This is a genomic window from Croceicoccus gelatinilyticus (assembly GCF_018398395.1).
In the GTDB taxonomy this organism is placed as follows: domain Bacteria; phylum Pseudomonadota; class Alphaproteobacteria; order Sphingomonadales; family Sphingomonadaceae; genus Croceicoccus; species Croceicoccus gelatinilyticus.
Genome location: NZ_JAHCBF010000001.1, coordinates 631007 through 644455 on the forward strand (window position 1 = coordinate 631007; position 13449 = coordinate 644455).

Sequence of the window (13449 nt, forward strand, 5' to 3'; positions counted from 1 at the left end):
CTAGCGAAGTCGCTTTACCCAGGCCTGACCGTCGCGCCGCTGAACCTCGAAATTGGGCAGCGATTCCATCATGTCGATCAGGCGCTTGAAGCCGTAATTGCGCACGTCGAAGTTCGACCGGTTGCCCGCGATCTGCCCAACTTCGCCAAGACGCGCATAGCCATCTTCTGATCGGTTCGCCGCGCGCCATGCCTTGCCGAGCAGGGTGACGAGAGCCTCGTCCACGGGCTCGTTATCCGCTTTCCCGCCATTCTTCGCACCGTCGTCGCTGTCGTCGCGAATGAGCGCGTCGATATCGATAAATCGGGTGCAGGCGGTCTGCAGCGCCTGAGGTGCCTTGTTCTTCCAGCCGAAGCCATAGACGAGAAGCCCGTCCTGGCGCAGGCGCGAGACCAGCGGCGTGAAGTCACTGTCGCTGCTCATGATGCCGAAGCCGTCGACCTTGCCTTGATAGAGCAAGTCGATCGCGTCGATCGTCATCGCCATGTCGGTCGCGTTCTTGCCTTTTGTCAGGTCGAACTGCTGCTGCGGGCGGATGCCGTATTCGTTGGTGATCTTCGCCCACTTGGCAAGGCTAGGCTTGGCCCAGTTGCCATAGGCGCGCCGGATATTGACCTGTCCGAGTTCCGCCAGTGCCGTCAGCACGGGGTCAATCCCGGCAGGGGTGGTATTGTCCGCGTCGATAAGCAACGCGATGTTCTGCAATGGTTGTTCTGTCATTGCATCGCGATGTGCGGACTGCATCGCGCGATTACAAGTCGCGGACTTGGGGGAGAGGTTTACTTTGCCTTGCGCGGTCGCGGCTTTGGCTTGGCGCGCGGCTGCATCTGATCGACCATGGAGCCGAAGGCGTCGGGACGCAGGATGCGTTCGAACTGAAAGCCTGCGCGGCCTTCGGACACCCAGATCACATGGGCTTCGATCCGGCCGATTTCCGGCAGGCGAAGCATGACGCGTTCACCGCGACCAATGGCAAGATCGCTCTCTACCATGAAGCCGTTGGCCGACACGTTCGTGATGTGCATGTGGATGTCGCCCATGCGGCGATGTTCGGCAAGGACCGGATAATCAACAGGATGGCGTGCCGCCTGACGAAGGTCCGTTACGGAAAGCTGCGCACCACCGATCACCCGCGTCACTCCAATTGCGTCCGATGCGCAAAGAGTAACCGGCAATGGCGAACAAAAGGTAAATGACGGCAATGTTTTGCGGGCAATTCGTCACCCGCATCCGATTGCCGGATCAGCCTTTCAGGATCGCGTGCTTCTTCTTGCCCAGGCTGAGCTTGGCCGTGGCGCCCGCATCCAGCGCGATCATCGCGCCCGGATCAGTGATCGCCGCGTCGTCCAGCTTCACCGCGCCTTCGCCGACCTTGCGCTTTGCCTCACCATTGGACTTGGTAAAGCCAAGCTCGGTCAGGGCCGCCATTACGGACAGTCCGCCAGCCGGAAGGTCGAGCGTCGGAAGGTCCGCACCAAGACCGCCACCGGCGAACGTCTCGCGGGCCGTAGCCTCGGCGGCCCGCGCCGCTTCGGGGCCGCGGACCATCGCGGTCACTTCGTTGGCAAGGCGGATCTTCGCATCGTTGATTGCGGCGCCTTCAAGCGCTTCGAGCGTAGCGATTTCTTCCAACGAAACATCGGTGAACAGGCGCAGGAACCGGCCAACGTCGGCATCGTCGCAATTGCGCCAGTATTGCCAGAAATCGTAGTGCGGCAGCAGGTCCTCGTTCAGCCAGACGGCACCGGCCGCGGTCTTGCCCATCTTGGCGCCGCTGGCGGTGGTGAGCAGCGGGGTTGTCACGCCATAAAGCTCGGTCCCGTCCATGCGGCGGCCAAGCTCGATACCGTTAACGATATTGCCCCACTGGTCCGATCCGCCCATCTGCAGGCGGCAGCCGTAAGTCTGCGCCAGCGTACGGAAATCGTAGGCTTGCAGGATCATGTAATTGAATTCGAGGAAGGTCAGCGGCTGTTCGCGATCGAGCCGCAGCTTGACCGAATCGAAGGTCAGCATGCGGTTGATCGTGAAGTGCGGACCGACATCGCGCAGCAGTTCGATATAGCCCAGCGTCGACAGCCACTCGTCATTGTTGACCATGACCGCATCGGTCGGACCGTCACCGAAATCGAGCATCCGCATGAAGACCGGGCGGATTGCGGCGATGTTCTCCTCGATCACCTCGTTGGTCAGCATCTTCCGGCTCTCGTCCTTGCCCGACGGATCACCGACCTTGGTCGTGCCGCCGCCCATGACGACGATTGGCTTGTGCCCTGCCTGCTGAAGCCGGCGCAGCAGCATGATCTGCACGAGATGGCCGACGTGGAGCGAGGAAGCGGTCGCATCGAAACCGGCGTACCCGGGAACGACCTGCTTGCCAGCCAGCGCATCGAGAGCGCCTGCGTCGGTAACCTGGTGGATGTAGCCGCGCTCGCTAAGGAGGCGGAGCAGGGAAGAGCTGAATTCGGTCATGGTGGCGCGCGCCTAGCACGGGCGATGCAGAAGGCAAAGCACCTGTGACATGCGCGATTGCCAGTCGCTTCAATCGGGCGCTAGATAGCCGCGATGCACACCCTGATCCCCCATCCGGCACACCCGCCGGTCAGCGTCCGCAGCGTAGAGGCGGAAGTGATCTTTCCCAAACCCGGCATGGCCATGGCGCGGTACCGTATCGAGGGTATCGATGATCTGGTGCTGCCCGAGTTCGCAGGGCGCGGCAAACAGGACGAACTTTGGCAGACGACCTGTTTTGAACTGTTCCTGCGGCACGGGGACGGATCGTACCGCGAATTCAACTTCGCGACATCGGGCCGCTGGGCGATCTACGATTTCGAGAGCTATCGCGCAGGGATGAGCGAGTTCAATCCGACGACGATGCCGGAAGTATCGGCCCGCGCGGGTGATCGCATCCTTGCCGTCAATGTGACGCTCAGCGCGCGGGATCTTTCCGGGTTCGAGACTATGGGCCTTAGCGCGGTCTTAGAAGAGAAGGGCGGCACCAAGTCTTTCTGGGCGCTCGAACAATCCACCGATCGGCCTGATTTCCACGACGCGACTTGCTTTGCCCTGCCGGTTGAAGCAGCAGCAGCCAAATGAAGTTCGGTATTGATCGCCTGCTCGCCGATGCGAGCCTTCGCGCCCCTCTTGAAGGCAAGCGCGTTGCCCTCGTCGCCCATCCCGCCTCGGTTACCGAGGATCTGACCCATTCGCTCGACGCGCTGATCGCGGCAGGAGTGAATATCACGTCCGCTTTCGGTCCGCAGCACGGGCTGAAAGGCGACAAGCAGGACAATATGGTGGAGACCGAGGATGAGACCGATCCGGTCTACGGCATCCCGGTCTTCAGCCTTTACGGCGAAGTCCGGCGTCCGTCGGGGCAGATGATGTCGTCTGCCGATGTATTCCTGTTCGACCTGCAGGACCTCGGCTGCCGTATTTATACTTTCGTCACCACGCTGCTCTACCTGCTGGAAGAGGCGGCGAAGGCGGGCAAGGAAGTCTGGGTTCTTGACCGTCCCAACCCCGCGGGCCGTCCGGTCGAAGGAACACTGCTGCTGCCGGGGCAGGAAAGTTTCGTCGGGGCAGGGCCGATGGTCATGCGCCACGGACTGACTCTGGGTGAAATGGGGCACTGGTTCATCAAGCACTTCGGCCTCGACGTCGAATACCGCGTGATCGGCATGGAGGGCTGGGAGCCGGAAGGCACAGGGTTCGGTTGGCCCGACAGCCGCATCTGGATCAACCCGAGCCCTAATGCCGTCAATCTCAACATGGCGCGCGCCTATGCAGGCACGGTCATGATCGAAGGCGCGACGCTGAGCGAGGGGAGGGGCACGACCCGCCCGCTCGAAGTCCTGTTCGGCGCGCCCGATGTCGATGCCAAGGCGGTGCTGGCACAGATGAATTTGCTCGCGCCCGAATGGCTGGCGGGCTGTGCGATCCGCGAATGCTATTTCGAACCGACGTTCCACAAGCATGCAGGCCAGCTCTGCAATGCGCTGATGGTCCATGCTGAGGGCAGTTTTTACGACCATCAAGCCTTCCGCCCGTGGCGGCTTCAGGCTCTGGCGTTCAAAGCCATACGCCAGCTCTATCCCGACTATCCGATCTGGCGTGACTTTCCGTATGAGTACGAGTTCGACCGGCTCGCCATCGATGTCATCAACGGCGGTCCGGCCTTGCGCGAATGGGTCGACGATGCGGGCAGCCTGCCCGGCGACCTGGATGCGATCGCCGGTGCGGACGAGGCTAAGTGGCGCGAAGAGATCGCGCCGTTGCTCCTGTACTAGAGCCCTTCGACCAGCGCGGCATCGCCCCAGATGACCGAGGTCATCGTCAGCGCGCCGTCCATCGTGTCGTTGAAGACCGCGACCTCGTCATTCGCCTGCCGCGTGCCGAGCGGGTAGAGCAGGGGCACGTAATGCTCTCCGCTGTTGATCGCAGCCTGCGCGGCCTTGTCGTCAGGCGCAAAGCCGGTGAGCGCCGTGTCCTGTCGTTCCAACAGGGCTGCGTTGGTCCGTTCACGAAAGTCGACGGCCCAGTCGGGCTTCGTGCCCGCGGACTGCCGCCAGAGCATCAGGTTGTGAATCACGTTACCGCTGCCCACGATCAGCACGTTTTCGTCACGCAGCGGGGCAAGCCGTTCGCCGATCTGGCGGTGGCCTTCGCCGCTCAGCGACATGTCCACGCTCATCGCGACGACGGGAATGCCGGCATCGGGGAACATCGGCATCAGGGTGCCCCACACGCCGTGGTCGAATCCGTGGGTTTCGTCGAGGACCGCCTTCTCACCGATCAACTCGGCAGCGCGGCGCGCCAGATCGGGCGATCCGGGCGCGGCATAGCGCATGTCGTAAAGCTCCTGCGGAAAGCCGCGGAAGTCGTGGATCGTGTGCGGGGCGATTCCCGAAGTCAGCCGCGTCTCGCCGCGCGTTTCCCAGTGGGCGGTCACGGCAAGGATCGCATCGGGCCTCGGCAGGCGGCGGCCAAGCTCTTCCATGCCGCGACGCTCGACGTTTTCGGTGATCATGGTCATCGGCGAACCGTGGCCGATGAAAAGGGCAGGCTGTCTGGTCATGCAACTGATATAATCAGCCCGGGAGCCTTCCCCAAGAAGGCACAGCCATGTGCCTATTCCAGCTCGAGGTAACGTCCTTCGTCTTCCCACCAGCCGAAGTGGCTGTCGTAGGGCGCGTCGATCAGGTCAATCCACCGATCGTCGGCGTTCAGCACTTTGCCGATGGCAATATAATGCGGCTCCCGCCCGTTCTTCTCGTCTTCCTCGACCTCGGCTTCACTGCCCCGGATGCGCCAGCCGCTATCGGGATACTTGTCGCCTTCACGCGTCATGTCGGGTTCTTCGCGATAGAGGTAATCGACATGACTCCGCCCCGCGAGCACGCAATCGTCGACGAAGCACCGATCCCAGTATTCGCGGCGTTCGGGCACCTCGGGGCGCGGATTGTCCTTGTGAAATGCGGTCGAAATCGCATGGGTGAGGGGGATACGAACGCTGTCGCCCAGCTTGATGCGGTCCATTCCCGATGGTTCATTGTCGAGCGTGCCGATCACGTCGCCGTCCTCGATCCTCTCAATCAGGACCCACATCCGCTCGGCTGAATATTTCGATTCACCAACCACTTGCCGGAAAATGGCCTGAATACCGTCGAGCGGCTTCAATGCGGCCAGTTCGATCTCGAAAGGCATGAAGAAAGTGTAGGGCGCGTCCGCGACAATGGGGCGCGGATCGTCCAGTTCGATGCCGTCGGGAAGCTCGATCATCCCTGCTTCCTGCTCAATTCGCGCATGGCATCGTCCAGACCTTCCAGCGTAAGCGGATACATCCGGTCGTTCATCAACTGGCGAACCATCTTGTTCGACTGGCTGTAGTCCCAGATCCGCTGCGGTTCGGGGTTTAGCCACACGCAGGCGGGGTAAGTATGCGTCACGCGCGAAAGCCAGACGTGTCCCGCTTCCTCGTTCATATGTTCGACGCTGCCGCCGGGGTGGCTGATCTCGTAAGGGCTCATCGCCGCATCGCCGACGAAGACGATCTTGTAGTCGTGTCCGTACTTGTGAAGCACGTCCCATGTCTTCGTCCGCTCGGCCCAGCGGCGGCGGTTGTCCTTCCAGACGCCTTCGTAAAGGCAGTTGTGGAAGTAGAAGAATTCGAGGTTCTTGAACTCGGCATTGGCCGCGCTGAACAGTTCCTCGCACAGCTTGATATGCGGATCCATCGACCCGCCGACGTCGAGAAACAGCAGCAGCTTCACCGCATTGTGCCGTTCCGGCCGCATGTGAATGTCGAGGAAGCCCTGACGCGCCGTACCGCGGATCGTGGCGTCGAGGTCAAGCTCGTCGGCTGCCCCTTCGCGCGCAAAGCGGCGCAGGCGGCGCAGCGCCATCTTGATGTTGCGGGTGCCCAGCTCCTTGGTGTTGTCGAGGTTCGCGAACTCGCGCTTTTCCCAGACCTTGATCGCGCGCTTGTGCCTGCTCTCCCCGCCGATCCGCACGCCTTCGGGATTGTAGCCGCCATTGCCGAAGGGGCTGGTCCCGCCCGTGCCGATCCACTTGTTGCCGCCCTGGTGGCGGCCCTGCTGCTCCTCGAGACGCTTCTTCAGCGTCTCCATGATCTCGTCCCAGTCGCCCAGCGACTTGATCTTCTCCATCTCCTCGGCGCTCAGGAATTTCTCGGCGACGGCCTTCAGCCAATCCTCGGGAATGTCGACGGCTTCCTGCCCGTAATCGGTGAGGACGCCCTTAAAGACTTTCTGGAAGACCTGGTCAAACCGGTCGAGCAGGCCTTCGTCCTTCACGAAAGTCGCGCGCGACAGGTAATAGAACGCCTCGGGCGTTTGCTCGATAACCTCGCGGTCAAGCGCCTCGAGCAGGGTCAGATGCTCCTTGAGACTGGCGGAAATTCCCGCCGCGCGCAGTTCGTCGAGGAAATTGAGGAGCATGGCTTACCGCTCCGTCACCGCCCCTGCCTGCGCGCCATGAAGGCGAGGCGTTCGAACATCATCACGTCCTGCTCGTTCTTGAGCAGCGCGCCGTGGAGCGGCGGGATCGCCTTGGTCGGGTCGCGGTCCTGCAGGATGTCGAGCGGCATGTCCTCGACCAGCAGCAGCTTGAGCCAGTCGAGCAGTTCGCTCGTGCTTGGCTTCTTCTTGAGGCCGGGAACTTCGCGCAGTTCGTAGAAGATCTCCATCGCCTTGGTGACAAGGTTCTTCTGGATGCCGGGGAAGTGGACGTCGATGATCTCGCGCATCGTGTCGGCGTCGGGGAACTTGATGTAGTGGAAGAAACAGCGGCGCAGGAAGGCGTCGGGCAGTTCCTTCTCGTTATTAGAGGTGATGACGACGATCGGGCGTTCCTTCGCCTCGATCCGCTCGCCGGTCTCATAAACGTCGAAGCTCATCCGGTCGAGTTCCTGCAGCAGGTCGTTAGGAAACTCGATGTCGGCTTTGTCGATCTCGTCGATCAGCAGGACGGGCAGTTCGGGCGAGGTGAATGCCTCCCACAGCTTGCCCTTGCGGATGTAGTTCGAGATGTCGTGCACACGCTCGTCGCCAAGCTGGCCGTCGCGAAGGCGCGCAACTGCGTCGTATTCATAGAGGCCCTGCTGAGCCTTGGTCGTGGACTTAACGTTCCATTCGATCAGCGGTGCGCCAGTTGCCTTGGCGATTTCGTGGGCCAGCACGGTCTTGCCGGTGCCGGGTTCGCCCTTCACGAGCAACGGGCGGCGCAGCATGACAGCCGCGTTCACCGCGACTTTCAGGTCATCGGTTGCGACGTAGTTCTTCGTGCCGGTGAATTTCTGATCCATGCCCAATAGCAGTCCTTGCGCCTTGTTCGTTCCTGTTTGACCGCACGCTAGATTGTGCAGTGCAACCAGACAAGGCGCAGAGGCGATAGGTCGGGCTCAGGCGTCGATGAGGTCGCGGTCGATCTCGCTTGCGCGGTTCTGAATGAAGTTGAACCGGTGCTCCGGATTACGGCCCATGAGCTCATCGACAAGGCGGCTGACGCTGGCCCGCTGTTCGAATTCCTGCGGCAGGGTGATGCGGATGAGGCTGCGGCTCTCCATGCTCATCGTCGTTTCGCGAAGCTGCTGCGGGTTCATCTCGCCAAGGCCCTTGAATCGCGCGACTTCGACCTTCTTGTTCTTGAAAACCGTCGCTTCCAATTCAGCGCGATGCGCGTCGTCGCGGGCATAGCGGCTCTCCTTGCCTGCGGTCAGGCGGTAGAGCGGGGGCTGGGCGAGAAAGAGGTGACCGCGCCGGACGATTTCCGGCATTTCGCGGAAGAAGAAGGTCATCAGAAGCGTCGCGATATGCGCGCCGTCGACGTCGGCGTCGGTCATGATGATGATGCGGTCGTAACGCAGGTTTTCCGGATCGCAGTCCTTGCGTATGCCGCAGCCGAGCGCGAGCGTCAGATCGGCGATTTCCTGGTTTGCGCGGATCTTGTCGGCGCTGGCCGATGCCACGTTCAGGATCTTGCCGCGGATCGGCAGGATAGCCTGCGTCTTGCGGTCGCGCGCCTGCTTGGCGCTGCCGCCTGCGCTGTCGCCCTCGACGATGAAAAGCTCGGTCTCGCCATCGCCTTCGCCTGAACAGTCGGTAAGCTTGCCGGGAAGGCGCAGCTTCTTCGCGTTGGTTGCAGTCTTGCGCTTGACCTCACGCTCCTGCTTGCGACGCAGACGTTCGTCCATCCGCTCCATCACCGCGCCAAGCAGCGCCTTGCCGCGCTCCATGTTGTCGGTGAGGAAGTGGTCGAAGTGATCGCGGATCGCATTCTCGACAAGGCGCGCAGCCTCGGGCGAGGTCAGGCGGTCCTTCGTCTGCGACTGAAACTGCGGATCGCGGATGAACAGCGAAAGCATGACTTCGCTGCCGGTCACCACGTCGTCGGGCGTGATGTCCTTGGCCTTCTTCTGGTTCACCAGTTCGGCAAAGGCGCGCAGCCCCTTGGTCAGCGCGGCGCGAAGGCCCTGTTCGTGCGTCCCGCCATCGGGAGTGGGAATGGTGTTGCAGTACCAGCTGTAAGACCCGTCTGACCACAGCGGCCAGGCGATTGCCCATTCGACACGGCCCTGCTGCTGGCCCTGTTCGTTGGCGGGGAAGTCCTGCGATCCGGCGAAGAAATCGGTGGTCACGCACTCGCGGGTGCCGACCTGTTCCTTCAGGTGATCGGCAAGGCCGCCGGGGAACTGGAAGACCGCCTCAGCCGGAACGTCCTCGCTCGCCAGTTCGGTCGCGCATTTCCAGCGGATCTCGACCCCTGCGAAGAGGTAGGCCTTGGAACGGGCAAGGCGGAACAGGCGGGCAGGCTTGAACTTCTGCGCGCCAAAGATTTCCGGGTCGGGCGTGAAGGTAACCGTGGTGCCGCGCCGGTTGGGGGCAGCACCGATCTTTTCGATCGGACCGAGCGGCAGACCCTTCGAAAAGACCTGCGCGAACAGTTCCTTGTTGCGCGCAACCTCGATCCGCGTTTCGACCGACAGCGCGTTGACGACCGAGACACCGACACCGTGCAGACCGCCGCTGGTAGCATATGCCTTGCCAGAGAACTTGCCGCCAGAGTGCAGCGTGGTGAGGATGACCTCCAGCGCCGACTTGCCCGGATATTTCGGATGCTCGTCCACCGGAATGCCGCGGCCATTGTCGCTGATCGTTACTGTGCCGGCGGTACCATCCGGCCCGACGTCGAGCGAGATCTCAATGCGGTTGGCGTGTCCTGCGACAGCTTCGTCCATCGCGTTGTCGAGAACTTCGGCGACAAGGTGATGCAGTGCGCGTTCGTCGGTGCCGCCGATGTACATGCCGGGGCGGCGACGGACGGGTTCGAGGCCTTCGAGAACCTCGATCGCGGAGCCGTCATAAGCCTCGCCGGAGGTTGCGGGCGCATTCTCGAAAAGATCGTCGGACATAATAGGAACGCTAACGCCCGGCGCGCCTGTCAGGCAAGCGCGCCGGGGAAGTTATCGCCAGTGCCGAGGGTCGGCGGAGGGAAGTTCAGAACTTCGCCGGTGCAGGCGCGACCACTTTCACGCCGCCCGCGGTGACCTCGCGCACCTCGAAAGCACGCTCGATCACGCCGCCGTCGAAGCGGAACGCCCCGTCCAAGCCGATAAAGCCGTCATCAGCCGACAGACCCTTGGTCGGGAACCGCGAACCAACTTCCCAGTCGCGAGCGATGTTGATCGTCAGCAGGACAGCATCATACCCCAGCGTCGAAATACGATAGGGCGCGTTCCCGAAACGGCTGCGATAGCTGTCGGAATAGCGCTTGAAGCGGCCGTCGCTGATGGCAGAGAACCAGGCCCCGCGAAGCGCAGCCGACTGCGGGATCTGTTCCTCGCCGCTCCACAATTCGGTGCCGATGATCTTGGCTGCCTTTTCGGCATCGCGGATCATCGGACCTGCGCGAACGGCCATGCGGGAACCGTCGGCAATGACCACCGCCTGATAGTCGCCCTTGACGGCAAGGCGCTTGATCGCATGGGCAAGCGAAGTCGTGTCGCGATCGTACGTCTCGATCGCAAGGACACGAGCACCGGTGTCGCGCGCGGTTTCGAGGATCGCGTCAGACGCGCTACGGCCGTATTCCCCGCTTGGCACAATGGCACCGAAAGTCTGCATGCCCTGACCGACGGCGTACTTCATCGACCGTTCGAGCGACTGCGAAGGGACCTGGCCCATGACATAGACGCCGTCGCCCGCGATCTCCTTGTTATTGGAAAAGCTGATGATCGGCACGCGCGCCGGCGCCGCGACCGACTTCACAGCCTCGACATTGTCGGAAAGCAGGGGGCCGAGAATCAGGCGATTGCCATCCGCGATTGCCCGCTGCGCAGCGGCGCGGGCGCCTGTGGCGGTGTCGTACGTCGTGATGCGGATATTGGCGGTGTTCGTGTCGAGCAGCGCCATCGTCGTCGCGTTTGCAAGGCTTTGGCCCACGCCCGCGTTCGACCCCGATTGCGGCACAAGAAGCGCGACCCGGTGGCGCGTTTCGTTCTGGTCGGGAAGCTGGCCGGCGGTCGGCCCTTCCTCTGTCGGCGGGGGCGGCGGGCCTGCGCTATCCGGAATGACGCCGGCGCAACCGGCCAGCATCATTGCCGTGAAAGCAACGACGCCGTTGCGGATCATGCCCCTGCGATTGGCGGTGGTCCGCGTGTTCATGCTTGCATCTCCCTGAAAACCCCGTGCAATGCGTTTCGATATGGCTGATGCACAAGAAAAGTCCGTGACTGAACCCGGCCTGTATATAGTGGCGACCCCGATTGGCAATCTCGGGGATTTGTCTGCGCGCGCGCTTGCGGTGCTTGGAGGGTGTAGCGCGGTGGCGTGCGAGGATACGCGCGTTACCGGCAAGCTGCTTCACCACGCAGGGCTGAAAAAGCGGCTGATACGGTACGATGACCACGCCGACGAGGCGGTGCGTGAACGCCTGCTGGCGATGGCGGCGGAAGAGCCGGTGGCGCTGGTTTCTGATGCGGGCACGCCGCTCATTTCCGATCCGGGCTACCGGCTCGTGCGCGATGCGCGGGATCGGGGAATCGCGATTACCAGCATTCCGGGGCCGAGCGCACTGATCGTGGCGCTGACGCTTTCAGGCCTCCCGACCGATCGTTTCATGTTCGCAGGCTTTTTTCCCGCGAAGGAAAAGGCGCGTGCCGAGACGTTGGCAGAACTGGCCCCGATCAAGGCCACTCTCGTATTTTACGAAACCGCGCCGCGCCTTGTCACGAGCCTTGATGCCATTGCGCAGGCGCTGCCTCAGCGGGAGGTCGCCGTTGCCCGCGAACTGACCAAGAAATTCGAGGAATGCCGGACAGGCACTGCATCCGAACTATCGGCGCATTACAAAGCGACACCTGCCAAGGGCGAGATCGTTCTGATGATCGGTCCGCCTGACGAGGACGAGGGCAAGGCCGACCTCGATATCGACGCCTTGCTGAGGGCGGAACTCGCCGATCACAAGCCGTCGCAGGCAGCGGCGAGGCTTGCCAAGGCGCACGGGCTCGACCGCAAGATGCTCTACGCCCGCGCAATGGAACTGAAATGAGCGAGGCGGCACCCAGCCGCGTCCGCGCAGAGCGGCAGGGGCGCAAGGGCGAAGCGGCGGCGGCGATGTACTTGCGCGCCAAGGGGTGGCGCATTCTGGCCGAACGTGTCCGCAATCCCGCTGGCGAGATCGACCTCATCGCAAGGCGCGGTTCGATGGTGATTTTTGTCGAGGTCAAATGGCGCGCCAAGGCGGAAGACCTCGATCTCGCCATCGATCAGCGCCGCCTGATGCGCGTCTGCGCTGCCGCCGAGGCCGAGGCGCACAAGTATCTGAAGGACGGCGACGACATGCGTATCGACGTCCTGCTCCTTGCGCCGGGCCGCTTGCCTCGCCATCTGGCCAATGCCGGACAGTTCTGACCGGCGAGCAAAGGGAAATTATCGTGACCAAACCGCTGCGCGTCGCCGTCCAGATGGACCCGATGGATTCGATCAACATCGGCGGGGATTCGAGCTTCGCGCTCATGCTGTCGGCGCAGGCGCGGGGTCACGAACTCTACCACTATGACGTGCGCACTTTGGCTTGGAAGTCGGATGGCAAGGGCGGAGGCCGCGTTACCGCGTGGGCGGCGCCCGTCACCGTGCAGCGCGTCGAGGGCGATCATTTCGAGCTGGGCGAACACCGGACCGTCGACCTCGGCAGCGAGATCGACGTCATCCTCATGCGGCAGGACCCGCCGTTCGACATCGGCTATCTCACCGGCACCTGGCTGCTGGAGCGCATCAGGGACGAGACGCTGGTCGTTAACGATCCCGTCTCGGTCCGCAATGCGCCGGAGAAAGTCTATGTCCTTGACTTCGCGCGCTTCATGCCGCCGACGCTCATTACGCGCCGGATCGAGGATGTGCGCGACTTCATGGATGAGCATGGCGGCATCGTGATCAAGCCGCTCCACGGCAATGGCGGCAAGGCGGTGTTCCGCGTGGGCGAGGACGGTGCAAATCTGTCGGCTCTGGTTGAGATGTTCCTTCAGACCTGGCCCGAACCGTTCATGGTACAGCCGTTCCTTCCCGACGTTTCCAAGGGCGACAAGCGCATCGTGCTGGTCGACGGCGAGGTTGCGGGCGCTATCAATCGCAAGCCGGGCGAGGGCGAGTTCCGCTCCAATCTTGCGCAGGGCGGCTATGCCGAAGCGGCTGACCTCACCGATACCGAGAAGGAAATCTGTGCCGCCATGGGCCCGCAGTTGAAAGATCTGGGCCTCGTATTCGTGGGCATCGACGTCATCGGCGGAAAGTGGCTGACCGAGATCAACGTCACTAGCCCGACCGGCATCGTCGCGATCGACAAGTTCAACGGCACCGATACGTCGGCGATGATCTGGGAAGCTATCGAAGGTCGCGTCGCAGCGCGGCAAGCGGACTGAGCATCGGGACA

At 62.5% G+C, this 13449-nt stretch carries 14 protein-coding genes; 5 read left to right on the forward strand and 9 right to left on the reverse strand.

Annotation, left to right across the window (positions count from 1 at the left end; all coding sequences use genetic code 11):
* The 3 genes from KIH45_RS03230 to tyrS all read right to left on the reverse strand — a co-directional run bounded on the left by KIH45_RS03230 (position 1) and on the right by tyrS (position 2472).
* Entirely contained in the window at positions 1–720 is a 720-nt protein-coding gene (locus KIH45_RS03230; protein ID WP_213174520.1) for an NYN domain-containing protein, read from the reverse strand.
* A 59-nt stretch (positions 721–779) separates the two neighbouring features.
* A complete protein-coding gene (locus tag KIH45_RS03235; RefSeq protein WP_213174689.1) occupies positions 780–1130 on the reverse strand; it encodes a PilZ domain-containing protein in 351 nt (116 codons plus the stop codon).
* A gap of 112 nt (positions 1131–1242) precedes the next feature.
* On the reverse strand, positions 1243–2472 hold the full coding sequence (tyrS, locus tag KIH45_RS03240; protein WP_213174521.1) for a tyrosine--tRNA ligase: 1230 nt from the start codon (positions 2470–2472) through the stop codon (positions 1243–1245).
* A 93-nt stretch (positions 2473–2565) separates the two neighbouring features.
* Here tyrS and KIH45_RS03245 point away from each other — a divergent pair, with 93 nt between their 5' ends.
* Complete coding sequence (locus KIH45_RS03245; RefSeq protein ID WP_213174522.1) at positions 2566–3096, forward strand: DOMON-like domain-containing protein; 531 nt, start codon at positions 2566–2568, stop codon at positions 3094–3096.
* Positions 3093–4289 (forward strand): exo-beta-N-acetylmuramidase NamZ family protein, encoded by a 1197-nt coding sequence (locus tag KIH45_RS03250; RefSeq protein WP_213174523.1) that lies wholly within the window; start codon positions 3093–3095, stop codon positions 4287–4289. The genes KIH45_RS03245 and KIH45_RS03250 overlap by 4 nt, the downstream gene beginning before the upstream one ends.
* Here the strand turns inward: KIH45_RS03250 and ygiD are convergent.
* The 6 genes from ygiD to KIH45_RS03280 all read right to left on the reverse strand — a co-directional run bounded on the left by ygiD (position 4286) and on the right by KIH45_RS03280 (position 11183).
* The gene (gene ygiD, locus KIH45_RS03255; RefSeq protein ID WP_213174524.1) at positions 4286–5077 is read right to left on the reverse strand and encodes a 4,5-DOPA-extradiol-dioxygenase; all 792 of its coding nucleotides are present in this window, start codon (positions 5075–5077) and stop codon (positions 4286–4288) included. The two genes, KIH45_RS03250 and ygiD, sit on opposite strands and share 4 nt — an antisense overlap.
* 53 nt (positions 5078–5130) lie before the next feature.
* Complete coding sequence (locus KIH45_RS03260) at positions 5131–5781, reverse strand: immunity protein Imm33 domain-containing protein (protein ID WP_213174525.1); 651 nt, start codon at positions 5779–5781, stop codon at positions 5131–5133.
* A complete protein-coding gene (locus KIH45_RS03265; protein WP_213174526.1) occupies positions 5778–6959 on the reverse strand; it encodes a vWA domain-containing protein in 1182 nt (393 codons plus the stop codon). The genes KIH45_RS03260 and KIH45_RS03265 overlap by 4 nt, the downstream gene beginning before the upstream one ends.
* A 14-nt stretch (positions 6960–6973) precedes the next feature.
* The gene (locus KIH45_RS03270; RefSeq protein ID WP_213174527.1) at positions 6974–7825 is read right to left on the reverse strand and encodes an AAA family ATPase; all 852 of its coding nucleotides are present in this window, start codon (positions 7823–7825) and stop codon (positions 6974–6976) included.
* Positions 7826–7921: 96 nt separating this feature from the next.
* Complete coding sequence (parE, locus tag KIH45_RS03275; protein WP_213174528.1) at positions 7922–9931, reverse strand: DNA topoisomerase IV subunit B; 2010 nt, start codon at positions 9929–9931, stop codon at positions 7922–7924.
* A gap of 85 nt (positions 9932–10016) precedes the next feature.
* Positions 10017–11183, reverse strand: a complete 1167-nt coding sequence (locus KIH45_RS03280; protein WP_225899597.1) for a penicillin-binding protein activator — start codon at positions 11181–11183, stop codon at positions 10017–10019.
* A gap of 40 nt (positions 11184–11223) precedes the next feature.
* Between KIH45_RS03280 and rsmI the strand changes: the two genes are divergently transcribed.
* From rsmI to gshB, 3 genes are read left to right on the forward strand one after another with little or no spacing between them, the layout of a single operon-like run.
* Positions 11224–12069 (forward strand): 16S rRNA (cytidine(1402)-2'-O)-methyltransferase, encoded by an 846-nt coding sequence (gene rsmI, locus KIH45_RS03285; protein ID WP_213174529.1) that lies wholly within the window; start codon positions 11224–11226, stop codon positions 12067–12069.
* Entirely contained in the window at positions 12066–12431 is a 366-nt protein-coding gene (locus tag KIH45_RS03290; RefSeq protein ID WP_213174530.1) for a YraN family protein, read from the forward strand. Before rsmI ends, KIH45_RS03290 begins: the two co-directional genes overlap by 4 nt.
* A 23-nt stretch (positions 12432–12454) precedes the next feature.
* Positions 12455–13438, forward strand: coding sequence for a glutathione synthase (gene gshB, locus KIH45_RS03295; protein WP_337925393.1), 984 nt, complete (start codon positions 12455–12457; stop codon positions 13436–13438).
* The last annotated feature ends 11 nt before the right edge of the window (positions 13439–13449 follow it).